Source organism: Pseudoalteromonas sp. NEC-BIFX-2020_015 (assembly GCF_012952265.1).
Taxonomy (GTDB): Bacteria; Pseudomonadota; Gammaproteobacteria; order Enterobacterales; family Alteromonadaceae; genus Pseudoalteromonas; species Pseudoalteromonas neustonica.
This window is the reverse complement of the sequence record NZ_JABCJL010000001.1, coordinates 1-26,206: the sequence shown is the minus strand read 5'-3', so window position 1 is coordinate 26,206 and position 26,206 is coordinate 1. Positions and strand designations below refer to the sequence as shown.

The 26,206-nt window shown below is 35.1% G+C and carries 24 protein-coding genes and 1 riboswitch; of the genes, 6 read left to right on the top strand and 18 right to left on the bottom strand.

Annotated elements, in window-relative coordinates; translation table 11 throughout:
* Positions 1-7: 7 nt before the first annotated feature.
* The 15 genes from HH219_RS00120 to HH219_RS00050 form a co-directional block, all read right to left on the bottom strand.
* Entirely contained in the window at positions 8-1,408 is a 1,401-nt protein-coding gene (locus tag HH219_RS00120) for an undecaprenyl-phosphate glucose phosphotransferase (RefSeq protein WP_349251600.1), read from the bottom strand.
* A gap of 156 nt (positions 1,409-1,564) precedes the next feature.
* Positions 1,565-2,404 (bottom strand): dTDP-4-dehydrorhamnose reductase, encoded by an 840-nt coding sequence (rfbD, locus tag HH219_RS00115; protein WP_169326270.1) that lies wholly within the window; start codon positions 2,402-2,404, stop codon positions 1,565-1,567.
* Positions 2,404-3,471: a dTDP-glucose 4,6-dehydratase gene (rfbB, locus tag HH219_RS00110; RefSeq protein ID WP_169326269.1), complete on the bottom strand. Its 1,068-nt coding sequence runs from the start codon at positions 3,469-3,471 to the stop codon at positions 2,404-2,406. Before rfbB ends, rfbD begins: the two co-directional genes overlap by 1 nt.
* A 37-nt stretch (positions 3,472-3,508) precedes the next feature.
* Entirely contained in the window at positions 3,509-4,054 is a 546-nt protein-coding gene (rfbC, locus tag HH219_RS00105) for a dTDP-4-dehydrorhamnose 3,5-epimerase (RefSeq protein ID WP_169326268.1), read from the bottom strand.
* The gene (rfbA, locus tag HH219_RS00100) at positions 4,051-4,947 is read right to left on the bottom strand and encodes a glucose-1-phosphate thymidylyltransferase RfbA (RefSeq protein WP_169326267.1); all 897 of its coding nucleotides are present in this window, start codon (positions 4,945-4,947) and stop codon (positions 4,051-4,053) included. Before rfbA ends, rfbC begins: the two co-directional genes overlap by 4 nt.
* Positions 4,948-4,966: 19 nt before the next feature.
* A complete protein-coding gene (locus HH219_RS00095) occupies positions 4,967-5,443 on the bottom strand; it encodes a glycosyltransferase (protein WP_169326266.1) in 477 nt (158 codons plus the stop codon).
* Positions 5,440-5,892 (bottom strand): UDP-N-acetylglucosamine--LPS N-acetylglucosamine transferase, encoded by a 453-nt coding sequence (locus tag HH219_RS00090; protein WP_169326265.1) that lies wholly within the window; start codon positions 5,890-5,892, stop codon positions 5,440-5,442. Before HH219_RS00090 ends, HH219_RS00095 begins: the two co-directional genes overlap by 4 nt.
* Positions 5,889-6,731 carry a glycosyltransferase gene (locus HH219_RS00085; protein WP_169326264.1) on the bottom strand — a complete coding sequence of 281 codons (843 nt, stop codon included), beginning with the start codon at positions 6,729-6,731 and terminating at the stop codon, positions 5,889-5,891. The genes HH219_RS00090 and HH219_RS00085 overlap by 4 nt, the downstream gene beginning before the upstream one ends.
* The gene (locus HH219_RS00080) at positions 6,731-7,654 is read right to left on the bottom strand and encodes a glycosyltransferase family 2 protein (RefSeq protein WP_169326263.1); all 924 of its coding nucleotides are present in this window, start codon (positions 7,652-7,654) and stop codon (positions 6,731-6,733) included. The genes HH219_RS00085 and HH219_RS00080 overlap by 1 nt, the downstream gene beginning before the upstream one ends.
* A gap of 57 nt (positions 7,655-7,711) precedes the next feature.
* Positions 7,712-9,049, bottom strand: coding sequence for an oligosaccharide flippase family protein (locus tag HH219_RS22365; protein WP_169326262.1), 1,338 nt, complete (start codon positions 9,047-9,049; stop codon positions 7,712-7,714).
* Positions 9,049-9,897, bottom strand: a complete 849-nt coding sequence (locus HH219_RS00070) for an endonuclease/exonuclease/phosphatase family protein (RefSeq protein WP_169326261.1) — start codon at positions 9,895-9,897, stop codon at positions 9,049-9,051. Before HH219_RS00070 ends, HH219_RS22365 begins: the two co-directional genes overlap by 1 nt.
* Positions 9,884-11,119: a hypothetical protein gene (locus HH219_RS00065; protein WP_169326260.1), complete on the bottom strand. Its 1,236-nt coding sequence runs from the start codon at positions 11,117-11,119 to the stop codon at positions 9,884-9,886. Before HH219_RS00065 ends, HH219_RS00070 begins: the two co-directional genes overlap by 14 nt.
* Entirely contained in the window at positions 11,109-11,552 is a 444-nt protein-coding gene (locus tag HH219_RS22245) for a DapH/DapD/GlmU-related protein (protein WP_169326259.1), read from the bottom strand. The genes HH219_RS00065 and HH219_RS22245 overlap by 11 nt, the downstream gene beginning before the upstream one ends.
* A gap of 1 nt (position 11,553) precedes the next feature.
* The gene (locus HH219_RS00055; protein WP_169326258.1) at positions 11,554-12,822 is read right to left on the bottom strand and encodes a polysaccharide pyruvyl transferase family protein; all 1,269 of its coding nucleotides are present in this window, start codon (positions 12,820-12,822) and stop codon (positions 11,554-11,556) included.
* Positions 12,823-12,837: 15 nt separating this feature from the next.
* A complete protein-coding gene (locus tag HH219_RS00050) occupies positions 12,838-14,457 on the bottom strand; it encodes a hypothetical protein (RefSeq protein ID WP_169326257.1) in 1,620 nt (539 codons plus the stop codon).
* 219 nt (positions 14,458-14,676) lie between these two features.
* On the opposite strand from HH219_RS00050, the gene HH219_RS00045 reads away from it, so the two are divergent.
* Together HH219_RS00045 and HH219_RS00040 are read left to right on the top strand one after the other, a co-directional pair.
* Positions 14,677-15,549 (top strand): acyltransferase family protein, encoded by an 873-nt coding sequence (locus tag HH219_RS00045; protein WP_169326256.1) that lies wholly within the window; start codon positions 14,677-14,679, stop codon positions 15,547-15,549.
* 132 nt (positions 15,550-15,681) lie between these two features.
* The gene (locus tag HH219_RS00040) at positions 15,682-16,062 is read left to right on the top strand and encodes a hypothetical protein (protein WP_169326255.1); all 381 of its coding nucleotides are present in this window, start codon (positions 15,682-15,684) and stop codon (positions 16,060-16,062) included.
* 65 nt (positions 16,063-16,127) lie between these two features.
* Here HH219_RS00040 and HH219_RS00035 read toward each other — a convergent pair whose 3' ends face one another.
* From HH219_RS00035 to HH219_RS00025, 3 genes are all read right to left on the bottom strand, one after another.
* A complete protein-coding gene (locus HH219_RS00035) occupies positions 16,128-17,399 on the bottom strand; it encodes an HlyD family type I secretion periplasmic adaptor subunit (RefSeq protein WP_169326254.1) in 1,272 nt (423 codons plus the stop codon).
* Positions 17,392-18,939, bottom strand: coding sequence for an ATP-binding cassette domain-containing protein (locus tag HH219_RS00030; RefSeq protein ID WP_169326253.1), 1,548 nt, complete (start codon positions 18,937-18,939; stop codon positions 17,392-17,394). The genes HH219_RS00035 and HH219_RS00030 overlap by 8 nt, the downstream gene beginning before the upstream one ends.
* 158 nt (positions 18,940-19,097) lie before the next feature.
* Positions 19,098-20,693 carry a calcium-binding protein gene (locus tag HH219_RS00025; RefSeq protein WP_169326252.1) on the bottom strand — a complete coding sequence of 532 codons (1,596 nt, stop codon included), beginning with the start codon at positions 20,691-20,693 and terminating at the stop codon, positions 19,098-19,100.
* Positions 20,694-20,733: 40 nt separating this feature from the next.
* Positions 20,734-20,818, bottom strand: a riboswitch (cyclic di-GMP riboswitch).
* Positions 20,819-21,131: 313 nt separating this feature from the next.
* On the opposite strand from HH219_RS00025, the gene HH219_RS00020 reads away from it, so the two are divergent.
* The 4 genes from HH219_RS00020 to HH219_RS00005 are packed head-to-tail and all read left to right on the top strand — an operon-like array spanning position 21,132 to position 25,543.
* Positions 21,132-21,539, top strand: a complete 408-nt coding sequence (locus HH219_RS00020) for a hypothetical protein (protein WP_169326251.1) — start codon at positions 21,132-21,134, stop codon at positions 21,537-21,539.
* A gap of 49 nt (positions 21,540-21,588) precedes the next feature.
* Positions 21,589-22,896, top strand: coding sequence for an O-antigen ligase family protein (locus HH219_RS00015; protein ID WP_169326250.1), 1,308 nt, complete (start codon positions 21,589-21,591; stop codon positions 22,894-22,896).
* A 48-nt stretch (positions 22,897-22,944) separates the two neighbouring features.
* Entirely contained in the window at positions 22,945-23,625 is a 681-nt protein-coding gene (locus HH219_RS00010; protein ID WP_249118410.1) for a transglutaminase-like cysteine peptidase, read from the top strand.
* Entirely contained in the window at positions 23,618-25,543 is a 1,926-nt protein-coding gene (locus HH219_RS00005; RefSeq protein WP_169326249.1) for an EAL domain-containing protein, read from the top strand. Before HH219_RS00010 ends, HH219_RS00005 begins: the two co-directional genes overlap by 8 nt.
* Positions 25,544-26,206 lie beyond the last annotated feature (663 nt).

Below are 26,206 nucleotides of genomic sequence, written 5' to 3'. Positions count from 1 at the left end.
TTGTTTATTAATAAGCGTTTTTGCTTATAAACCCTTTAAAAACAGTTAAAAATACAATTTTAAGATCAAACAATAACGACCAATTTTTTATATATTGCAAATCAAATTCGACGCGTTTTTCCATTTTTTCTAGTGTATCTGTTTCTCCACGCCAGCCATTAATCTGCGCCCATCCGGTAATACCGGGTTTAACTTTATGGCGTAACATATAAAACTCAACTTTTCTTCTATATTCTTCATTATGTGCAACGGCATGCGGCCTTGGCCCAACAATCGACATCTCACCAAATAGAACATTAAAGAATTGAGGAAGCTCATCTAAGCTCGTACGCCTTAGAAAACGTCCAAATTTGGTGATCCTAGGGTCTCCTTTCGTTGCCTGTGTAACAACTGCACTGTTTTCCATAACGCGCATAGAACGAAATTTCCACACATTAATTTTTTGCCCGTATAAGCCGTAACGATGCTGTTTAAATAGTACTGGACCTTTAGATGTAAACTTTACGCCCAAAGCGACGGCGCATAATATTGGAGAAATAAGCATGAGAATAACTGATGAAAGCAAAATATCTTCAGTGCGTTTAACCCACTCACGCGCACCAAGATAAGGTGATTCAAATACACTAAGTGTATCAATATTACCAATATGCTCTATACGAGCATGAATCAAATTTGACAATAAAAAATCAGGGATAAAGTGCACATCAACCGTTGTGTCACCAAGTTTGAGTAAAATATCAGCGATTCTTTTTTCAGCTTTAAATGGCAATGCTATAAATAACACATCAATTTCACCAGCTTTCGCTTTTTCGACAGCGCTGTCAATTCCCCCCTCAATATTAAAGTCCATGTCTTTAAATAAACGCTCTGGTTTTCTATCATCAAAAAAACCAGCAAAATCATACCCTAGTTCATCGTGTTGTAAAATCTCGTTAAATAAGTTGGCGCCAGCTTCTGTTGCCCCTACAATTGCAACTTTATTTATACTTAATCCGAGTTTACGACGATTAACTTTATACAGTCTGACCAAACCGCGTGATATAAACAAACCTACTGTGGATAATGTAAACCATAAGGAAAGTGTGACTCGTGATAACTCTTCAGTAAATTTTAGTGCAAAAGCGATTAAAAATAACAGCGCAAAAGCGCTTGCTAAACTGATCCATGCAATTAAGACCATATGCCTTAACTTTCCTGCTCGCCATGAACGGTACAAACTCAGTGTTTCAGCAGTATATAAATAGCCAACAGTTACAATTAATAACACAATAATATAATTATTAGATATGACCGTTCCATAAATAGCGGCAGCCAACAACAACGTTAATATTAGCGTTGTTAGATCTACAAAACGGTATAAAGCAGCAGAAGAATTACTACCCGTTTTAAATGTTCGTGATTTATTCACAAAGCCTCCTTGCCCTGCAGAAAGCGGCATTAAAAAAGTTCCTCTATTATAAACAATAAATCATCAAATAAAAAAGGATATTAGGGACAAATCGATAATATTTATTTAATAATCAAATATAAACGATTCTCTGTTTGCTTAATTTAATCTTTACTCTTATTCAGATTTAAAAAAGCACTTTAATTGGCTATACCAGTGTTCTTTTCCTTGATTATCTGCAAGTAAACTAAATTTTGGTCGAATAGCTGGTGTAGGATAATTTTCGCTAGAAATTGGTACTAATGGGATCGCTTTATCCAATATTCCCACTTCACAGGCGAGTGTTTGAATTGCAACTGCAAAGTCATACCAACTTGAAACCCCTAAATCACTATAATGATATCGAGTAGAGAGCCCTTTCACTTCACAAAGAAACCATAAAAACTCAGCCAAGCCTTTTGCATTTGTTGGGCAACCAATTTGATCGCTAACAATGCATAACCTATCTTTTTCAGACATCAAACGTAGCATTGTTTTTACAAAGTTATTTCCATAACTAGAATAAACCCAAGATGTACGAACCACAGTGCTATTATCAGCATAAATCCGTGTAATGGCTTCTTCGCCCGCTAATTTTGACTCACCATAGACATTGATTGGGTTAGGTATATGATCTGGGAAATATGCCGTATTTTGGCGTCCATCAAAGACAAAGTCTGTAGATATGTGAATAAGCCTTGCACCATACTCTTTTGCAACTTGCGCAATTGATGCCACCGCATCTCGGTTTAATGCAAAAGCATTTTCTGAGTCAGTTTGGGCTTGATCAACGAGTGTGTATGCTGCTGCATTAATAATAAAGTCAGGCCTTACTGTTAAAACAACATCGCGAATACTTGCTATCTGCATAAGATCAATATCAGCACGACCATAGGCGACAGCTTCAATATGTGTAGGGCAAGTATCAATTAGTTCAGAAGCTAGTTGTCCGCTTTTTCCAATAATTAATGCTTTCATTACCCTTGTTGTCCTAAACGTTCACCTTGATAACTGCCATCTTTTACATTTTTGCACCAATCTTGATTATCTAAATACCACTGAATAGTTTTTAAGATGCCTGACTCGAAGGTTTCTTCTGGGTACCAGCCTAGTTCTTTATTAATTTTATTTGCATCAATAGCATAACGTACGTCATGGCCTGGCCTATCAGCAACATACGTAATTAAATCGTTAAAATCCGTCAAACCTACTGGTTTTTCAGTTATGAGATCATTAAGATGATTACAGATAGTTTTAACCACATCTATATTTTTCTTTTCGTTAAAACCACCAATATTGTAAGTTTCGCCAACCTCACCTCGTGTTACAACGGTATACAAAGCTCTTGCATGATCTTCAACGTAGAGCCAATCTCTCACTTGCGAACCATCGCCGTATACAGGTAGTTGCTTAGCATCAAGTGCGTTTAAAATCACGAGTGGGATGAGCTTTTCAGGAAAATGAAACGGCCCATAGTTATTTGAACAATTAGTTAATACAACCGGAAAATTATAAGTACGGTGCCATGCTCGAACTAAATGATCTGATGCTGCTTTAGAGGCTGAGTAAGGAGAGCTTGGTTCATAGGCCGTTTCTTCAGTAAATAAACCAGTTTCTCCTAAATCACCGTATACTTCATCAGTAGAGATATGATGAAATTTAAATCTCGATTTTTTATCATCGCTCAAGCGGATATAATAACTACGTGCCGCTTCAAGTAATTCATATGTCCCGACTATATTAGTTTGTATAAATTCACCGGGTCCATCAATTGAGCGATCAACATGACTTTCAGCAGCCAAGTGCATAATGTAATCTGGTTGAAACTTTTCAAATGTAGCAGCGACGAATGAACGATCACAAATATCACCATGAACAAAATGATAACGAGTAGAATCATTAACTGATGCCAACGACTCAAGGTTACCTGCATAGGTTAATTTATCAAAATTAACCACTGTGTTTTCGGTGTTATTAATTAAATATCTGATCAATGCTGAGCCTATAAAACCAGCACCACCTGTTACTAAAATTGTTTTTCTCATTGTTACCTCTAAATGCCTCTAATAATAGCCCTGTTAATTAAAAATATGGTGCGTCTTTAAATAATAAACCGCTTTCATCTTTAGCTGACAACTGCACGGTATCTTCAGGGCTTATTGGCCAATCAATTTCTAGTTGAGGGTCATTCCAACACACACTTTGCTCAAACTGAGGTGCATAATAGTCTGTGCATTTATAAACAAACTCAGCGGTATCTGATGTAACATAAAAACCATGGGCAAATCCTGCTGGAACCCATAGTTGACGCTTATTTTCTGCACTCAAAACAATGCCGAACCACTGTCCAAATGTAGAGCTGCTTTGTCGCATATCAATAGCAACATCGTATACAGTACCTTGCACTACATGGACTAACTTGCCTTGAGTTTGCTGTGTTTGATAATGCATTCCTCTCAATATCCCACGACTAGATTTACTGTGATTATCTTGCACAAATGTGACATCTGCTACATGTTCTTTAAACCACTGTTCTCTAAATGTTTCGAGAAAAAAACCACGTTCATCACCAAAAACCGTAGGCTCTATAATTTTCAGATCTAAAACCGGCGTATCAATTACATTCATGAAAAAACTCGCTGAGACAGTAAACTTAATAGGTACTCACCATAACCACTTTTTCGAAGTGGTTCAGCAAGTTGTTTTAATTGAACATCATCGATATACCCCATGCGATAAGCAACTTCTTCAGGGCAATTAACTTTTAAACCTTGGCGTTTTTCTATCGTTTCAATAAATTGGGCTGCTTGTAATAACGAGTCATGCGTGCCTGTATCAAGCCAGGCTGTTCCACGTCCCATTATTTCTACATTTAAAGTGCCAGCTGCTAAATAACGTTCTATCAAATCTGTTATTTCTAATTCACCGCGCGCTGATGGTTTTACTTCTTTTGCAAAATCAACAACATCATTATCAAAAAAATATAATCCTGGCACGGCATAATTAGATTTAGGCTGTTGTGGTTTTTCTTCTACTGAAATAGCTTTTCCACTTTCATCGAACTCAACAACACCATATGCACAGGGATTTGCAACATGGTAACCAAAAACGGTTCCACCTTTAGGCCTTAAAACTGCATTTTTTAACGACTTAACTAAATCATGTCCATAAAAAAGATTGTCACCAAGCACAAGAGCAGCATTAGCACCCGCTAAAAAATCTTCGGCAAGTAAAAATGCTTGCGCGAGACCGTCTGGTGAAGGTTGAATAGTGTATTCAATTGTAATACCCCACAATGATCCATCACCTAACAGCTCTATAAAACGGGACTGCTCTTGCGGCGTTGTGATAATAAGTATCTCTTTGATACCTGCGCACATCAATGTTGCGATTGGGTAATAAATCATAGGTTTATCATATACAGGCATTAACTGTTTACTAACCACTTTCGTTAACGGGTAGAGTCGTGTACCACTTCCCCCTGCAAGGATTATCCCTTTTGTATTATGGGTTATTGTCATGAGTTAATTTTTCCCTAATTTAAAAAACAATTTTTTTTATGTAATCGGTTATTTGTGGTGGAGCTTTATGGTTAAGTTGCCCTTTTGAAGCAGTTGCTGCGAGCGCAGAATTTACAGCATCATCAAGCATACTTTCATCGTCTGCGGGATGAAGACCTGCAAGCTCTTTTAACTTCATATACGTTGCTAATTGATGATCATTACGATGTTCGCTTAATGAAAAAAGGCGCGGCATAACAACTAACGGTTTCCCCTCACTCAAGCAGGATAAGATGGTTCCCATGCCTGCGTGACCAATCACAACATCTGCATTATTAAAGTATTCATCTGCTTCTTTGCCCGAGATAAAATCAAACACCTTGCCAATTTTAGGACGATAACCTTGCTCGCCAACTTGAAAAACACAATCAGTATAATTTTGATCAATTGCCCATTTTTCAATTGCTTTTATAAGCCTATCAAATGAAAGCTGAGTACCTACAGTGACGAAAATCAAAATACTCTCCCTTTATAAATAGGACCATTTTCTTTTGCAACTTCAGGCCATTGTGTTAACCATACATCTGCTAATTTTGATACTTTGCTACCAGCAAGAGAGAGTTCCTCAGCATTTGCTACTGAATCAACCCAAACCGTTTTTGCACCAATCAATTTCCCCCAAAGGAGCGCAAAAAAACCTGGCGCAGCCCCTGTACTAATAATGACATGAGGACGGTGTTTTAATACTTTAAAACATGTTTGCGCAGCTAAAAGAATGAGTTTAAATTTCTGGTCCATATTTGCATCGATTACTGTTTCAAAACGATTATTCCCTACATGGCTTTTTAAAGAAGCATCATTCGTTATAAAAACAACATCATGATCTTCCCAAACTGCTGACAAACGATTCAATTGGATCCAATGCCCACCACGAGACGCGATGGCCATAACTCTTTTCTTTTTCATACTACATTCCTTGATGACTCATCTTTTTGCCACTTGTAACTGTGAATATCTTTTGCTTTTATTTCTGCTGATTTAGCGGCAATAAAATTAACCATTCCATAGACTAAAAACTCAAATAAACTCGGCTTAATGCTAAAACGTTTGCCCATCAACTCTTGATTCACGACAAGGTTTTTTCTTTTTAATTCAAGGTTGCCTAATTTACTGCGTGTTTTAATTTTTATCAGATCAGACAGTGTCACTGGCGCATTAACTGTAGAGATACACTGTTTATCTACGACTTGCTGTGATTGAGGTACAACTTCACGAATAAAACCATCATCTGCAATTACATTCGGAAATACATCAAAACACTGCCTAGCAGCTTTATTTAAACCATAAACACCTGAGCCAAACCCTTGTTGGTTATAAAACTTAGTTTTAAACCATGCATTATAAAATGCTTTAACAAACACACTTGAATGGGCAAAATTCATCACCGCTTTAGGTGAAGCAAGTAAAGACATGGTTGAATTCGATAAGGTTTTTATCAGTGACAAAATCCCTTCATAACTGATCACAACATCCGCATCCATGTAAATACGCGGGTAACCTAAACCAGCTTGTTTTTCAGCTTCATTCAACGCATTAGTTTTTGAGCCAATCTGGATATCTAAACAAGTAACCTGCGGGAATTCTCGACGAATAAAGTCAACAGAATCATCACTCGTGCCATTAACCGCAATGGTGATTGTGTACTCACCATTTATAACACCGTCATAGAGCGGGTTAAGTGTCCGACCAATCACGTTTCGCTCATTATAAGCGGGGATAATAATCGCGGGTATAAGCGCTGTCATTATATTTCCCACTTAAGCTGTTGTCGGCAAAACATCCACCAAACCTTTGCTTCAGCTCGTTTAGGCTTCTGAAATGAAAGTAAACTGTAAGCAAAAGCGCGTAATACAGCTCCACAAAAAAGGCTTAATCTAGCGATGCTATATGACAACGGGTTCCAATATTTTTTACAGTATTTTAATTTTGAATGATAAAGAAAATTTAGTTTATTCTGCGAAGTAATAGTTTTACTTCCTTCATGCACTATAACGGCTTGGCTGGTTGACATAGGCTTTGCTCCGAGCTCTCTCGCTCGTCGGCAAAGATCAACCTCTTCACTATACATAAAGAAACGTTCGTCAAATCCATTTAACTCTTTCAATAAATCGGTATCCATTAATAAGAAACAACCTGAAATTGAATCTACATAGGGCAATCTATTAATTTCATCCGTAGTGTAAGCATCTGGTATACGTCGAGATAGTTTTTTTAGTAGGATGTCTCCGAAAAAAGACCAGCTTAACACACCCCTTAAACTAGGTTCGCGCCAAGCATTTTGACCATCTATTTGCCCTTGTGGATTAATCGTTTGCCCCCCCCACACTTTCGCATTGGGGTGAGAATTAGAAAAATCAACGAGACTAGTTATGCTAGTTTCATTAAGCCTAACATCAGGATTCAAAAAGAGGGTTTTATTGGCTTTTATATGCGGCAAAGCTAAATTACAACCACTACCAAATCCAAGATTATTTTTTGACTCTATAATCTTAAGATCAAACCCTTCAATATTTCTAAGCAAGGCGACAGAGTCATCATGAGAATCATTATCCACGACAATTATTTGAAGGTGATTATTTTCATAATAACCATTTTTTATGTCAGTAATTGCGTTAAATATGTCTTCGCCACAGTTATAACAAACAATGACAATGGTGATTTTATCCATTAAAAAACCCTTAAATTTAGTCGTTGTTGACTTACTTCCACTCTTCTAAGTAACACTTTATTTACGTTTAACTAAATTAGATAAACAAATGATTTGTAGCTTCAAGCTGTTGAATGTGTAGAAGCGTATTCCTAATTTTCTATGAACGGTGATAGCATTCGTTATGCACATAGTAACCGTACCTAAAAGAGAAGATACTGCTGCTCCAACAGCGCCGTAAAGGGGAATAAGCAAGATGCATGAAGAAAATATTACTAACGCTGACATGTATAAATTTGTTCTCAATCCTTTTAGGTTTTTAGTCATTGTTAATATGGTACCGAGTGGACCAACAAAACTTCTTAAAACCCAGCAAAATGAAAAGATTACCAATACTAAATAGCTATTTTGATACTCTTTTCCAAAAAGAAATAAAATCATTTTCCCTAAGAAGACAAAAGATAGAAACATACCTATTGAAAACACATTTGAGATAGCGATCAGCTTAATAGACTTATCATGGATTTCAGATATTTCACCTTTTTCAAACTGAATAGAAATCTTTGGTGCTAAAAGTGCACAAAAGGCCACAAAAATAAAGCCAACTAAAGTTGATAATCTAAAGGCAACTGAAATTAAAGCTAGCTCGGTTTCAGTAAGCCAAAAACCAGATAGTAAAGCGCCTCCTTGTTGGATGATAATCATAATAAAAGCGATTGCTGTATAAGGCAGAGTATGAATGAGTGTGCTTTTTAAGTTTAACTTATTAAAATCTTTTACATCATTTTCTATTGGTAATGTCTTTAGCTTAAACAAAAAAATCATTAAACAACTTAAAGCAACTAAAAAACAAAGAATTATGAAATATACACTTAAATATAATACATTTAAATTCATTAAATATACACTTAAACAAGCAATGGAACCTGCAAAACTAACACCTAAACCCAAACTCCAATATTGACTATAAACCATGACTTGACTTTGAAAGTAAGATGCTAAAACTTGAATGAAAGAGAATGTTAATGTAATTATAAGAAATGAATATAAAACAAGACGAGCTAATTCACTTTCATATATTGGAAATATATTAAAGAATGATAGCAAGACCATAATAAAGCATAGAATTATAGAGGTAAAAAAAACAAAAATCCCAGTTTGAGTAATAACATTTTTATGCTCTAAAGCTGATTTTCTGTGTGCTAATTGCTTAATAATAGCGTTATCTGTCCCTGCTCGTGCAAGCTGAACAAGTATCATCATTATAGAATAGCTATATAGAAAAATTCCCGCTTCTTGAGTTGATATTGATCGTGCAACTAAAAATAGAAATAAAAAAGTCAATAATGCTGATATAACCTTCGAAAAAATAGCCGCAAAAGATTTCTTTTTAAATAAAGTTAATATACTGTTCACTATAAATCCATGTATGCTATGACAGGTTTGTGATCACTGCCAGTTTTAATATTTAGCGTTTTACCAACCTTCAAGCTGATCCCTTTTGTATAAATTTCATCAATAGAAATAAGAGAGCCTAACCAGCCAATTCGGTGTTTTGGGCCTGGGAAAGTATTTATAAAGCCAGAACCATATTTTGATAGTGCACCCTCGAAAGAATAATCAGAAACAAGAATTTTTCTAGGTAGATTATTTCTAGTTACATTAAAGTCACCAGCAACAATTATTTTTTTTATAGTAGATTGGTTTATATCTGTAAATAATCTGCTATAAAACCTTTGATAGTTTTCGTAATTGAGGAAAAACTTGGGTGCATGAAAGTTGTAAATTAGCAATTCTTCAGCGCCAACTTCAATTATTACTTTTTGTATGTTCCCAATAAATTCTGATTCTTTTACTGTCAACTTAGTCATCAAAGCAGTTCTTTTATTTTCATCAGATATGTATTGATAATCAGGGAATAGATTGTTCAAAGTATTTCTAAAATCCTCCCCCTTATCTCCTTCCTGTAGAAGTAGAATATCTGGGGAATGAGATAAAATAATGCTATTAATATCAGCGATTTTTTGTTCGTTACCTGATCGTAAAGAAAAAGTGATGACAGTTAGATTTTCATCAATCTTATCAACCTGGTTAAAACCAAAGGACAGATAAAAATATAGAGACAATGAAACCGCGCACAAACCTAACCCGATAAATAGTTTTCGCCAAATAAGACAAAACATAGCACCAAAAAAAACAATAAAAATAGGCACGTAACTTTGTGTCAACAACCACATATCGTGTAAAAAGCTACCACTGTGCATTATTTACACCCTTTGTAAGTTTTGGTTTCACTAAAAATGAGTTATAAATTCCTAACATTAGAAAAACCATTAATTGAGCGCGGTCAAAGAAATCTACAGTTAAACCTGCAAATACAATAGAGGCAATGGAGCAGAAGAACACAAAGTGATACTTTCCATCTATTTTATGATCCTTGTTCTGCCATTGTGCTTTTAGAGTCAAGAAAAAGAAGCTTGTCAGCAAAAATAATGCAGGGTATCCACTCACAAGAGTAACATTTAACCAAAAGCTATCAACGCTATCACTCATCCAAAATGGTCTAGACCAACTTTCAAACCCAATCCCAAATAATGGGCTGTTTGCAATATCATCTGCCGAAAATTGCCATTGTTGGTATCTTGCATAAGCGGTTGCAGGGTTAAGGGCTAACGATTCAACCATTACAAGCACAGGTCCTCGATTAGAGCTAACAATAAGTAAGAGGTATATAATACTGATCCCCCAAACTATCACCTTATAAATATTCTCAAAATATTCAGCTATTCTCTTAAGTAAAAACAATGAAAATTGCATAATCACCATCAAAAACCCTGCTGAAGTCACTGAAGTTATCATGGCAATAAAGAGCCCCGACCCCATTAATAATGCTTTAAAAGGTTTGTAATATAAAAACGACAATGGCAGAATCATCAATGCGCAAATTGAATAAAGTATAGGGTGGGAAAAAACAGTGCTTGCTCGATGCAGGCCATACCTAAAATATGAATCACCTAAATATTCTAAAACTGGGTTTCCAAATATATTTGCGGCCCAAATATGTAGTATCCTAACCCCATTATTAGCTTCTATAATAGCCAAAGGGATCAATAGCGTAAAAACTAGAAGAAATATTTTAAATAACTTTTTTAAAGAATCTTTAGATCCATATAATAATAGCCCAAGCCCATACCCTATAAAAACTTCTAAAAAATTAATAACTCCAGATTCGAGGTTAGCTGTACCGTGATTAGCTAGAAAGCTCACTGTAACCCATGCACAATAGAGAAGCAGATATTTTTCTTTAAGCCCAAACAAATTTTGTTTTTTTAAATTAACAAGAACAAAAGGTGTGATACAAATTAAAATTAACCTATAGAGCTCCATTCTTATTGAACCCATATAAAAAAAAGCTTCCATAGGGATCAACATCGAAAAAAAGTAAATTAATATTAACGAGTATATATGCTTATTTTCAGCCATCATTTTCAACTAGTATTCCAAGGGCTTTTGTTTTTATATCTGTTTTTATTACTTTTGCAGGGTTACCACCGACAATAGTATTTGAAGCTACTGACTTAGTGACTACACTGCCAGAACCAACAACGCATGAATCACCTATAGTGACTCCCGGTAGAATGATTGCATTGCCCCCTATAAAACAGTTCTTACCAATTTTTATAGACTTAGTAAGATTTCTTGACATATCGTGAGTAAGTAATATTGCCCCAAAAGCAATATACGTACCCTCACCTATATTTATACCTTTGGGATTTGTAAAATCTAATTTAGCTTTCAGTGAAATACGAGCAGAAGGATGAATATTCATCCCAAAAACTAAATTTAGAAATTTTATTCTTAAACCCAAAATCGCATGACGTAAAGTTACATGAACTAGCCATTTAATTTTCTTAAACATTTTATTTTCTCAGCTGATTATCAATTTCATGTAATTGTTCTAATGCTATTTTACGAACATTAGGGACATGCTTATCAAGATCAATTTGAAGCGTTGGTATATTGTTTATTGATTCGATGACTCTGTTAAATACTTCATCTGTTTCAAGCTTTCGTGGATCGATCACACTATATCCAACACCACATGATTCAAAAACACCTAACGCCTTATCACTGTAAGAAATTGTGCACACTGGTGTTTGAGTCGATAAAGCTGCAATAGTTGCGTGCATCCGCGTACCCATAAACCAGTCAGTTTGAGATATTAACCACTTAATTTCACATTGATCTAAATTTGCTTCTTGAACTTGAATACGTGGAGAGTCTTTTAATGTTAAGTTTTCAATTAGTTGAATACTCGCTTTATAATCTGATTCGTAATCACCCAAAGGGGATGTCAATACATGTGGGATCAATACAATTTTCGAATCCGTACTAGTTAAGATGTAAGTTATTAATTTTTCGATACATTTATTGTAATCCGTCTTGAACTTATAACGACTTTTTGCTTCGTTAGGGTCATTAAAAATAAGACCACTTACATTTATTCCCAGAACTTTTTCATTCGAATTTGATTCAAGCCATTGCATCACAGTTTGATTAATTTTGTGCAGTGGTTTATTTACAGGTAATGCAAAAGCCATATCTACCCCAACCTTATGGATGTTTGGATCAAAGTCATTACCTAGAAGCTCTTTTAATGTGTCATACGATCTTAAATCTCTTGCCCAAGCCATTTTTGCTCTTTTTACTAACTCTCTGGCTTCATTTTTTGTTTCTTCAGATATAAAAGGCCCATAAGTTTGCGGTAAAAATACGAGAGGAATATTATTATTTAAGGCAAAATATTTAGGAGAGTTAACCAAATCAAATCTAAATTCTCCATATAAATCTGTAAAACTATCTCCTCCGCTGACATCAAGAAACGCATCTGTATTAAGCAAGTGTTTACAATTAGTATTAAAAGAGCCATTAAATTTACTGAAAAAGTTTAATTGTAGATAACTTTCTTTTTGATAAAACTTCTTGCTTAGCTTAGCACCACACAATGTCACTTCTGCGGTTCCACCTTCAACAGTAAAATTATCACTACGGATACCTTTTCTAGAATCTAACACTGTAAACTTGTTGCCATTATCAAAATTATAGAGAGTAGAAACTGCAGCATTACCCAGTGCTGAAACACCTAAATTACTAGTTCCTGGATCTGAACCGCATATTACATAATGCATATTGACACCTTTTCTTTATGTTTTTTTATACTTTAATTTAAGACTTTGAAGTCGCTCTTTTGCCCAACATGCTGTAACTAAAAAGCCTAGTTGGCTGGTATAAACATCTGGGTTTTTCAATATATTAGTTAAGTTTTTATTTTCAATACCTAAAAATTCATTCATTATATCAGGGAGTGAATTTTTAATTGTTTCATTATTAATTAATGAGCGTATTGTAGATGTAGAACCAAGATCACTTTTCCCTCTCAAACCAATAACCCTATTGTATACTTTTCGAGATTTAACTATTAGTTTACTATTTAATAGCGAGCTATTACCCAATTGACTTCCATAAGGTATTTTAGCTAAGTTGGGATTTATTTTGTTGATAAGAGCGAGTTGAGCTTGTCTATTTTTACGCAATTCATTTGGTACTGCGTTTGCCCAACAAAGGTAGTAATCTGTTAATAGAGGGGCTGCTACATCATAAAAGCCTGAAGATGCATTCAAAACTGGGCCAACCCAATTTTTAACTCGATGCTCGGAATATAACGAGACTAAACTCGAACGCCATGTTTGTGAGTTTTTAGTATTGAGTATGTCATATATGCTGGATGTAAGGTTTTCATGCAGTGATTGATGATGCCCGACATCGCTCATCATTTTATTACCAGTCAAATAAAGACGCTTTTTAACCCAAGTTTCAAAAATATATCGACTGGAGATAAAAGAGTCAAATGGAGTGAAATAAAAATCGCCCGCGCACTCTCCTCCTGCCCCACTTAACTGCCCAGTTCTTTTTGACTCTAACTTTCTATAAACTGTAGGTAGCCAGCTATATGAGGCAGCATTTGCACAAAATCCAGATAGCGAAACAAACTTTGAACCATCCTCAACAAGCTTTTGAGCATCAAAAGCATCACTAATCAAAAAGTGATCTGAACCTGATAACTTACTAATCAATTTTGCAATTTGTACATCACTATCTAATTCTTTACCTATAGTGAAGTTAACTTTCGGAGAAACACCGCCAGCAAGGCCTAAGGCATATACTAGTCGACTATCAATACCACCTGTTAATTCAACCGCATAGTCGTTCGAAAAACATTCAGCCACCATTTTAGGAAGTGTATCCAAAAGCCTTTCTTCGGCAATGTCAAAAGAAAGAGGTTCTATAATCATTTCATGAATTGTAATTTTATTATTACAAATCTTAATATATTTTCTGGCATTTAACTTATATACGTTTTCAAAAATGGATAAACTGCCTAAACGAAACCCTATAGAAACATCTTGAAAAATTGCATTTTTTGATAGTTCACAATCAAATAAAGCTGCCAAGATGGCCGGATCGGATGATACAGCTTCAATGCCATTCCCCCTATCTAGATAATATATATTCCCCATTGCTAATTGAGATGAATTGATTTTCAATTCCGTAGGTGTTTTATTTATATGTACTACAAGAGGATCTATTAACCTATATCCGGATAAGTCATCTTCTTTTACGTTTACATTTGAGCCCGCAGAGTAAAATAGACACAAATTAGAAAGTTCTGATAATTTTTCTACACTTTCATAATCAAGCAAAAAGTCGTATGAAAAACAATCACTATTGATGATTAGAAATCGACCTTGATCAGTATTATTCATTTCCTTTTCTCTTTATCATCCATAGTATAAAATTACCTGTCATTTTATACTAAACTATAAATTATAACAATCCATATTAGGAACACAATTAACTTTAGTGATTATTAATACCTTGGATAAATTTAAAAAATATTTTTAATAGCTAAAATAAATGTATTTGATTAGACAGCAGCATCTTGATAAATTAAATTAATAGCTTTTTAACTTTTAAGAATTTTTATGCGAAGTGATATTGAATTGATAAGGATTTTATCTGCTTTTGGGATCGTCTGGTTTCATTCTAGTGTGTTCTTTGGGAAAAGCATTGCATATACTGGATTAGTATTTTTTATAATTACAGCTGTTTTTTATACTTTAAGATCAAATAAAGAAAGCCCTATTAAAACGAAAATCGAAAGGCTTATATTACCTTGCTTACTGTGGTCTTTAATTTATTTCATTCTATATAGATTCATCGGCAAAGTGCCAACTCAATCTACTGAAAATATATTTTTTGATATTTTATCAACGCCTTCAATTCACCTATGGTATTTAGCATTTATTTTCATAGTAACTGTGTTTATAGTTAATTTAAAAAAACACTTGCCGACTAATTTTACATTACTCTTTTTTAGCCTTTTATTGCCTACATTATTTTATTTTGGGGCTGACTGGAGAGCCTATGAACTAACAAGTCCACTACCACAATATTTGCATGCACTCCCCGCTGTTTTAATTGGTTATCTTTTTTATTGTTTTGAAGTAAAAAAGAATAATTTAGCTAGGCTGATTATATTAACGAGCATACTAGTAAGCATCATTTTTTTATATATAAGCAAACTACCTGGCCTATCATCAACATATATTGTAGGGATTTCATTTAGCATTCTGCTTCTACTTAACAAGCCTATTATTAAGACAAGCCCATACATTAATTCTTTTTCAAAGCTTACCTTTGGAATATATCTGATACACATTATTCCACTTGCTATTCTAAATAAAGCCTCTATAACTGGTTGGTTACTTCCAACGTTGGCATTTATATCATCTGCATTCGTTATTTACATAGCAAAATTAATAATTCCAAATAAACTACAGAAATATATTTTATAGCAAGCACAATCACTCAAAAAACGGCAATTATAAAACAGTACAATAAATATACCTAGATATTTAATATTCACTGTATTTTAATCCTTTTTCACTATAAAATATGAGTGTATTATTTACTTTGAGGGTTTAAAAATGGAATTCCCAAAAGCACTGTTAATAACTGCACTTGGTACGAGCATGTTATTTACTACTACGACTAAAGCGGACGAATATAATCGCGCAGAGGTATATCAAGCTTTTTATTCTTATATAATGCAAAACACATCGATTGATCCTAAATTCCAGTTGGATGATTTTGCATTAAGTGATCTACTTGTTGCAATGCAACAAGTAACTGCAACAACAGTTACAAATAGAGAAGAAAGAATTCGTCAGCAATTTGAATGGTGGCTAGCTCGTCGTGGGGAAAATTTCTTATCCGATGATGATGATGGCCCTGGAGATGGCTGTGTTGGCGGTGGTTCAGGATCTCGTGACGGTGATGATGATGACTGCGGCGGTTCTGATAACTAATTATAAATTATTGGAGTAAAAAAACGCTCTGTAATGAGCGTTTTTTATTTCTTATAAATATATATTTATCCATGCTCTCTTAGCGCATTGTAATTTAACTCAAGCAATGGTGATAATAAATAATCTAGAGGAGTCCTTTTTTCTAGTAATATCATAACCTCTGCTGGCATCCCAGGATATAGTTCTATATTTTCAGGTATAGTGTCTATTTTCACTTTTATTTTATATGCCGATATTTCTTTTTCTTTATCATATATTCTATCCGCAGATACATTTTCTATCACCCCATCGATTGGTGCAACACGGCGCATATTATATGATGACAATCTCACTTTTGCTTGCATGCCAATATTTACTGACTCAATATCTTTTGGATTTAATAATACTTCAACAATTAAATCCTCTGTATCTGGAACAATATCTAGTAACACCTGGCGAGGACTAATTACCCCTTGTAATGTATTAACTGATAAATTCACTACATAACCTGATATTGGACTAACTATAACCGTTCTGTCTAATACATCTTTAATGCGACGATATTCTGATTCTCTAATACTTAATAACTCTTGCTGTTTTTCAAACACTTCTCTGAGTTGTTTTTGATTTTCGATTTTGATACTTGCTAATGAAAGTTCAGATTCATTAATAGCAGCTTGAGCACGTTGTATTAAACCCACATATTCATTTAAGCGACCTAAAATTGACTCTTGATTACTTTTTGCCGCCAAATATTGTGATCTGGATGAATAGCCTTTCTTCTCTAGCTCTTGATACATAGCTACATGTTCGTTCGAAATTTTTAATTGTTTTTTATCTGATAATTGTCTGGCCAGAAGTGTTTGTAGTTGCTGTGTATTTTGTTCTTTTTGCTCAAGCTGAAGAGAAATTAAACTGTTTAATTTATGTGTATTGGCATTAAATTGCTCAACTTGATAATCTAACATCGCTTTAATTTTTGGGTTGTTTTTATCAAAATCAGAAAATGATAGTGTATCAATTCCTGACAATTCTGCTTGAATTCGTTGAAAAGCGGCTTTTGCATGAAGATACTGAGTGTGTGTTTGCTCAAATAAATTTAAAGCCTGATCTTTAGCCAGTCTAAATAGCACCTCACCTTGCTCAACATATTGGCCTTCTTCCACATAAATAGCCTCAATTATCCCCCCTTCTAAATGTTGAACACTTTTTTTGTGTCCTTTTACAACAACACTGCCCACAGCTATTGAAGCTGAACTTAAAGGAGACAGTGTAGACCACAAAATAAACGTGCCAAACCCGAAAATGAATGTTAAAAAACTTACAACGATCCATTTGTTACTACTATTTTTAGCCATTGCTTGCCTCTTTTATTTTATTGCGGCTAGCAAAAAAATCTGCCGTTTTTCCGTTAAATTTAACATTGCCATCTTCAAGATATAGTGCATTTTGCGCTTTACTAATTAAATTCATTTTTTTGGCGCTGTAGATGGTGATTTTTCCTTGCTGGGTTCTTTGCACTAATAATTTTGCCAGTGCTAACTCTGAACGTGTATCTAGATGATCATCAATATTGTCTGCTATTAATACATGCGGCTTATTGCACAATGCTCTAATGAGGATAATTAATTGTATTTCAGAGCTACTAAGTTGCGATTGAATATCGACCAATTCGGTATCGTAGCCTTGCTCATGCTGCATCACTTTTTCATGTAAACCAAGTATTTGAGAAAGCTCAATTGCATAAGAAATATTTTCAGCATCAGTGGACATATTTGAAATAATTGTGGCCTGTGTCAATGGCAAATCAGAACGATAAATACCAATTATTTTTTGTTTATTCGCGTAATCCCAGCTGGATAATTGGCTTCCATCTATTCTTATTTCGCCAGAAAATGGAGCATATTCACCCGAGAGGAGCTTTAGTAATGTAGTTTTACCCGCACCATTTGCACCAATTACGACATGGGATGAATTAAATTCTGCGCTCAGCGTTTTTATAAATACTTTATTTGCATTTTGATATTTATAAATAATCTTTTGTGCAATTACTGAGCCCGTTGGTAAAGGAGGTTGAGTATACTCAGTCGGCGCTAAATCACTCTTGAGATTAGTGACTCTTTTCCAGGCTTTGTAACAGGTTACCCAGTGTTGTAATTGCATGACGGCTTGTTCAAAAGGCCCTAATGCGCGCCCAATAATTAAACTCGCAGCAATCATACCGCCAACGGATAGTTGTTGATTAAGTACATAGTAAACACCCACACAGGTGATCATTATTTGAATTATTAGTCGATAGGTTTTTGAAAAGCTGCTTACATTTAAGGTTTGGGTTTTATAACTCAGCTGATTTGTAGCGGTTTTATCAATATATTTTTGCCATAGTTCAACCATTGGCGCAATCAGGCCTGATGCCGTTAAGTAGCGATTATTTTGTACTATGGTTGTGTGAACATTGCCAGATAAAGGCTGCAGACTGGCGCGTTGACTAAATTTATAATTAATAAACGCAAGGACCATAAGTACCACTATACTTGCGAGTGCAATATTAAAAAAAGTTGGGTGAATGATTAACAGTACAAATAAAAAAAGGCTCGTCCAGGGGATATCTGCTACTGTTGACAAGTGGCTTTGTAATCCGTTTTCTGCTTGCTTTATATCGCTGATCAGTTTGCCATTTTCACTTGTTGCAAAGCCTACTTCTGCATATAAAGCATTGGCCTGCTCACGCCACTCATTCGCTGTGGCATAAACTAACCGTTGTTTAGCCCAATCTAAAACGCCAAACACAATAACTAGCCAGCATGCAATCGCGGTTAATAAGTATAAAGTATCTAAACTGAATGAACTTAAAACGCGATCAAAAACCTGAAGCGAGTAAATGGGTACAACCAACATAAGAACGCTAGTCAATAAACTAAAAAAAAATGTCCATCTAACACGATTTATCACGTGTTGTTTGATTTTTTTCACACCAATCTCAACTTATAGGCAATCTTAAAGGCAATAAAAAAACAGCAGCTTAAAGCTGCTGTTTACACTATACAAACGGTATATTAAACGATGTATGTCATTTCTTGATTTTCAAAATCAAAACTACCTGCACCGCTAACATCATTTACAGACTCTTCAATCACTTCTTCAATGACAGTAACTAAGTTATTATTTTCAGTTAAGTAAACTGTCTCTTTAAGTTGTGCCGATGCATCAAGGCCTAGTAATGCAACTAACTCGGCTTCGTAATCACCCTCTAACTCTTGAGTTGATTGTTGTTCAACTTGCTCAGAGAACGTCAATGTATCAATGCCTATTGCGAAAAACATATCGTCGTAAGTACCTTCTGATTGCTGAGCTACTTTATCAAGTGATACGTTAAGCGTGTAGTTAACATCATTATTAGAATTGCCAATAAACGCTTCAATACTGTTATATTTGCTATTACCTAAATCAATATCTACGGCATTATCACCATCTACATCATCCATTTTAGCAATTAAATCAAAGCCTTGACCACCATTAATAGGACGATCGGTTTCATCAGCATAAAAAGTGTCATCCCCACGTCCGCCAACTAATCGGTCTATACCACTGCCGCCAACAAGCACATCATTTCCATCACCACCATTTAAGAAATCGTTACCTTGAGCGCCTTCTAAGCGATTATCAAATCTATCGCCTTGGATCGCATCATTGTATTTTGAGCCAATAGCATTTTCGATACTAACAAGCTTATCAGCTTCAATCTGGCCAGACTTAACGGCTTGTAAAAGTTCTTTCCAGCTTAGAGAGCTTCTATCAGCCATACTTACTGAAAAACCTTGATCTAAACGCACATTGACGCCATGGCCATCAACTGTGCTACCAAAATAGCTAGCAGTATCTGAGCCTAAACCACCGTTAATGTAATCTGCGCCTCCAGCACCCTTGATAATATTATCACCAGAACTACCTTGGATGATATCTCTGAAATTTGTGCCTGTGAAGTTTTCAACATTAACAAATTTATCGGCCGCAAGCTCACCTGACTCTATTTTGCTATTTATTTCTTTCCAAGTGTAATCAAACTTATTTTGGTAATCAGTTGCCCAACCTTTATCCATACGAGCGTACACACCTTGCTCAGATGTTTCACCAAAAAAGTTAATTGTATCGTTACCTTCTCCGCCATCTACAAAGTCGCCCCAGCCTTTGCCAGTTTTAATAAGATCATCACCGTTACCGCCATAAAGTGAATCAAATCCAGCACCACCATTTATATAATCATTTCCTGACATGCCATAAATTGTATCTGCATTACTTGAACCTTGAATTATATCTGCGTAGTCAGATGCAATTAAAATTTCAAAATTTTCAACGGTATCGTGTGCAATAGATCCATCAGCTATACCTGCATTTAGGTCTGTCCAACTAAATAAAGATTTATTATCAATACTTGTTACCCATCCTTTATCTAAACGTATATACAGACCTTCATTTGAAGAGCTGTACGATAATAAATCAGTGTCATCACCACCATTTAATACAGCGCCGAAGTCGACGTGATTAACAATAACTGAATCATTACCAGCCATCGTGTTTAAATATTTACCGTTGATAAGCGTATCAAAAAGATCTATTTCATTTGTACCGAAGAAAGTTTGTTGCAGATTCATGATAAGAGATGCCTCACATATAAATTTTTTAAAAGTAATGTTCAGCAACCCGGCTATCGTCCTAATGATTTAGGAGACCCGTGGCTTTCCGTCCTTGACTCACACCAAGTTTGGCTTTTTTTAATTAGTGTATTAAATACACGCATCTCCTTACTTGATTTGTCAAATCCACATTGAATTCAGACTGTACATTTAAACATCAAGATGCGTTTATTGGGGACAATTCTAGCGTCCCTAAAATAACAATACAAGGGAAAAATATTTTTTATAATTTATTGTATTTTAAGCACTAATGCAAAAATGACAACCCTGTCATTTTTAAACTTATTTTTCGCTTTGTTAAAGAAATAGGTGCAAAAAAACCAAGAATATATATAATCGTTTTTATTGAAGATGCTGAATATTGAAAACAATAACTAAGTAAGGATAATTAGGGATATGAAAAAACTACCTTTGATTTTTGGGTTGCTTGTTCTATCAGCAACAGCCTCAGCTAATCAAAACACGGATGAAGCAGCTAACCTACCTTTAGAGCAATTAACCCAATGTTTAACTTTAGTTGGTGAAAATAAGCAGCAATGCTTATCTCAGCTGATCAACGGTCTTTCTTTAACTAATGAACAGCAAGAATCTTTTTTCGCTTTCGCTAAGGCTAATGGACTAACCGAAGATGAATTACTTGTCTACGCAAGTGCGAATCCAAACCTCAATTTAGAGCTAATTAGTTCAGGAACAGCAGCTGGCGGACAAAATACCACTGGGATAAATTCTGGTACCGGGACACCATTAGCTAGCGCAACAGGTTCTGGTAGCGGCGGCGGCGGCAGTACCGTTTCAGATAACTAATCTATTACTATTCTAAGGAGCCCAATAGCTGGGCTTTTTTTGTGACTTTATGTTTAATAAGTTTATATTTTATAGCATTTGCTGTTTAATAGTTTGGCTTCCAATACCTCTTGGCAGCAATAGACCATGGGCATGGGCAATTTCCGAAATAGTTGTTTTTGTGCTTTTTCTTTTGCACTCACTCTCTCACTCAAAAATGCAAACTGCTTTTTTCCCAGCAATTAAAACATGGCCAATTTTCTGCCTGATTGGCGCGTTACTTATTACACTCAGTTTGCAATTAGCGTTTGATTTAAGTCTTGATCCTATACAAACACAAATTTTATTATTAAAAACCATTAGCTTTTTTTTATTCGCCTGGTTAGTCTGTGTTTATACGCATAGTAAAGCACGAATTTCAAAAATTGTTTATGCATTAATAATAGCAGGTTTATTTCAGGCAATTTATGCCACTATTCTCAACCTTTCCCCCAACTTATCAACACCTCTTTTTGGTTTACAATATGCAGAACGTGCGAATGGTTCATTTATTTATCATAACCATTTAGCTAACTACCTTGCTATGATTTTAGCTATTAGCATTGGCTTTATTATAAGTGAATTAAAAATAAGCCCCAACTCTTACACCAAGGTCCGCTATTACTTAAGAGATATTATACAAAGCATGTTATCGAAAAAGTTAATTATTCGTTTATCTCTAATTGTAATCGTTGTCGCTCTTTTACTTACGCGCTCTAGAATGGGGAATGTAGCTTTTTTTGCCTCTTTGGCCATAATGGGACTATTTGCATTACGTTTTTATAATAAAAAGCCATGGTCTTTAAAATATTTAATTGCCAGCTTCTTTGCAATTGACATAATACTTGTTGGAACTATTTTTGATGCAGAAAAACTACAAACTCGCTTAATAGAAACAAGTTTTGTTGAAGAAACTCGCGATGAGGTTGTACGTGATTCTCTCACTTTAATCGAAAATCTTCCCATAACGGGTTCCGGTGGTGGTAGTTTTTATGGATTATTTACTACTAGCCAATCACTGCCCTATTCAGGGTTTTATGATCATGCTCATAATGAATATGTTCAATTTGCTATTGAATTCGGACTAATAAGTTCTCTCATCGTGTTTGTATTATTAATCTACATATTTTTCATAGTTTTAAAAAATATGACAAAAAAAGAATCATCACTGTATAAGGGCGTGAGTTTTGGTGTAGCAACAAGTATGCTATTTATGATGATCCACATATTTGTTGATTTCCCTTTACAAGCAACAGCTAACGCTATGACATTTATAGTAATCATGTGTTTAGGTTTACTATGTAATAGTAATGAACGTTTGACGAATCGGCGATATTAAAACACTATGAAGTTATTATTATTTTTAATGTGTAACTTAGAGTAAAGCTTGAATAAACTTCTCCTATTAGCATGTGTATTCGCTTTTTCATTGTTTGCCTTTGCTCAAAAAATTGAAGAAAGGCTAAACAACGAGAAATTTGTACGATTCGTTGCCAATAAATATAACCAAGATGGCGTTGACCGCTATACAGATTGGTTAACACTTTTAAAAAAGCATCAAAGTGATAATACATGGGTGCAACTCAATGCCGTGAATTCATTTTTTAATCGCCAAGTTGATTATTACGAAGACATTGCATTTTGGGGTAAAAAAGATTATTGGGCTTCACCAATAGAAACGTTAGGGCGCGGTGGTGGTGATTGTGAAGATTACGCCATTGCAAAATACTTTTCATTACTTGCCCTAGGCGTTCCTGAAAATAAGTTGCGTTTAATGTATGTTCGCCAGTTAACTCTCGATGTACCACACATGGTATTAATTTATTTTGAAGAAGAAAATGCAACCCCCCTTGTGTTGGATAACTTCAAACGTAAAGTACTCCCCGCAACAAAACGCCCTGATTTAAAACCTATTTATAGCTTTAATGGTTACGGTCTCTGGTTATCAAAGGCAAAAGGCATAGGTAGTAAAGTTCGTAACCAACACGGTTTAAAATCTTGGCAAAGTATGATTGATCGAATTGAAGAAGACCTAAGTACTTATAATGGAGAAGATAATATTGACTAATAATAACAAAACAGGCCTGAGCCTTAAAACACAAATATATGGATTAATATTTATTCTAATATCTATTTCATTTTTTGCGCGTTTAATAATTGATATTGAAAATACTAAAGCCTACTTCATAGAACAAATGAGCGTACATGCAAATGATGCAGCAACAAATTTAGGTCTTTCAATTTCCCCATACACAGACGAAGAAAACCTAGTAATTGCAGAAACAATGATCGCTGCAATATTTGACTCCGGTTATTATCACAGCATACGCTTTATTGATACACAGGGAACCATTTTAATCGAGCGAGAAAACCCAAAAAAAGCAGCTGAGATCCCAATATGGTTTGTTACCCTATTTGAACTTCCACAAGTAATCGAATCAAGTGAAGTAAATGGTGGCTGGAATATAGCAGGTACTTTAATAATCCAGAGTCACCCAGGTCTATCTTATGAAAAATTATGGAAACATACTATTAACACATGTGTTAGTAGCCTCATTTTACTGTTTATTAGCTTAACTTTAGGCTACTTTATATTAAATGCAATATTCAAACCCTTAAGAAAATTAGAACATCAAGCACTGTCTGTTACCAATAAGCAATTTATTATCAATAATGATGTACCTTTTTCTAAAGAGTTGAGGACAGTGACCAAAGCCATGAATAACATGGTAAGAAACCTAAATGCAACGTTTCAATCGCTATCTGAACACAGCGAAGGATTGTCTCAAAAAGTATTTCAAGATGAGCTAACCAAACTTGGTAATCGCCGCGCTTTTGAAAATCAATTTAGTGCCACTCAAAAAGGCATGACTAACGAGGACGTATCTTCTTTATTATTTATTTCTCTTGATTCTTTAAGCCCAATTAATAAACGCTTTGGCTTTTCTGCCGGTGATTCATATGTATTTGAAGTTAAAAATCTAATAAAAAATTGTTTTAGCCATTCCCAAGAAAGTGAAATATTTAGAATCTCAGGTGGAACATTTATTTTGATGTTAAACGTAGGTATTGAATATCGTCAAGAAATGCTTGATAACTTAACAATACAGCTCTCTCAAAAGCACATAAAAGAGCTCGGCTCTCAATATGCAACATTAACCGCGATTGATTATAGCAACGATTGTGCTTTGAGTGATTTACTTTCACGCCTAGACACCACTCCAACAGCGATTGACATTGCCTCTGATGCCAACTCACCCGCCATCTCATTTTCAAAATGGCGTGATGTTATTAACTGTGTCATAGTCGATCGAAACATCAATTTTAGTGTTCAACCCATTGTGACCTACAATAATGAAATTGAATATTATGAACTTTTCTCAAACGTTTTACATAACACAAAACCATTAAATAATAGCCAGATGTTCACTATGGCTGAACGCCTAGAATTGACAGTAGATTTAGATAAAGCGCTTATAAGCGCTCTATTAGATCTTAATTTGGTGCATTATGATAAGCCCATAGCAGTGAACTTGGCCAAACAATCTCTTTACAACGAAGACTTCATTCAATGGCTAGATGCGATTAGCAAAAAAGCAAACGAGAAATCTCTGCAACTTATATTTGAAATAAAAGAAACTGTAATTATTGACAGCCAAGAACAAGCTACGCATGTAATTGCAAAACTTAAACAAATGGGTTTCAAAGTCTGTATTGAGCATTTTGCTATTAATTTAACCTCGATTAAATACTTACAAGGTCTCAACATCGATTATGTTAAGTTAGACGGTGGATTTACAAACGATCTAAACAATATCGATGACCAGTACTTTTTGAAAACACTTATTACATTAACGCATGGCTTAGGCATTAAATTTATAGCATGTTTAATTGAAGACCAACAAACCTACGAAATCTTGAAAGAGAATAAATGTGAATATTTTCAAGGCCGTTACATAGCCGAGCCCAGCCTATGTAACGACTAACTGAAGCTAAGTGTTAGGTGGTACGCCCACCTTCGAAGTTAAATAAATATAAACGGCGAATCCCGAAACATATTAAAAGTTCGCCGTGCTAATCAGCTTTTGAAAATACACTGTTAAATGCCTTGTTTTTCAACTCAAACCAACTGACTTTAGCAATAACAGGGTTTAACGACGACATTAAAGCACTTTACAAGCAACATAAAGATCGCACTATTTTAGAAAGTTTTTCTGGTACAGGGGCATGATTAGCCCCTAGATTATTAACCACAATGGGTCAAGTTGTGACCGCTATAAGTACGCCGCTGACATACAAAAATACGTGGGTATCATTACTTGAGCGCGTTAGTCGCCAACAAGAAGCCAAAGAAAAACCACGTTTGTAAGTTAAGCTCAAGGCGTTACTTTGCAACAATGGCAGTCCCTTTTAAGAAGTAACAAAGATGAGAGTAAGCGCCGGTGAAACACCCAGCGGGTTGGTTTAAAAGCAATTTATACTGCGTTATTGATTTTAACAAGGGAACAACCATTATTTACAATATCGTGGTAGAGCGACCCATTACTGGGCCGACCCCACACAGATCCGGACGTGCGGAACTACCGCATCCGGCTCTTCAGTTATATATTCGCTCGTGTAAAACACACGACCCTAGTACCAATCAACAA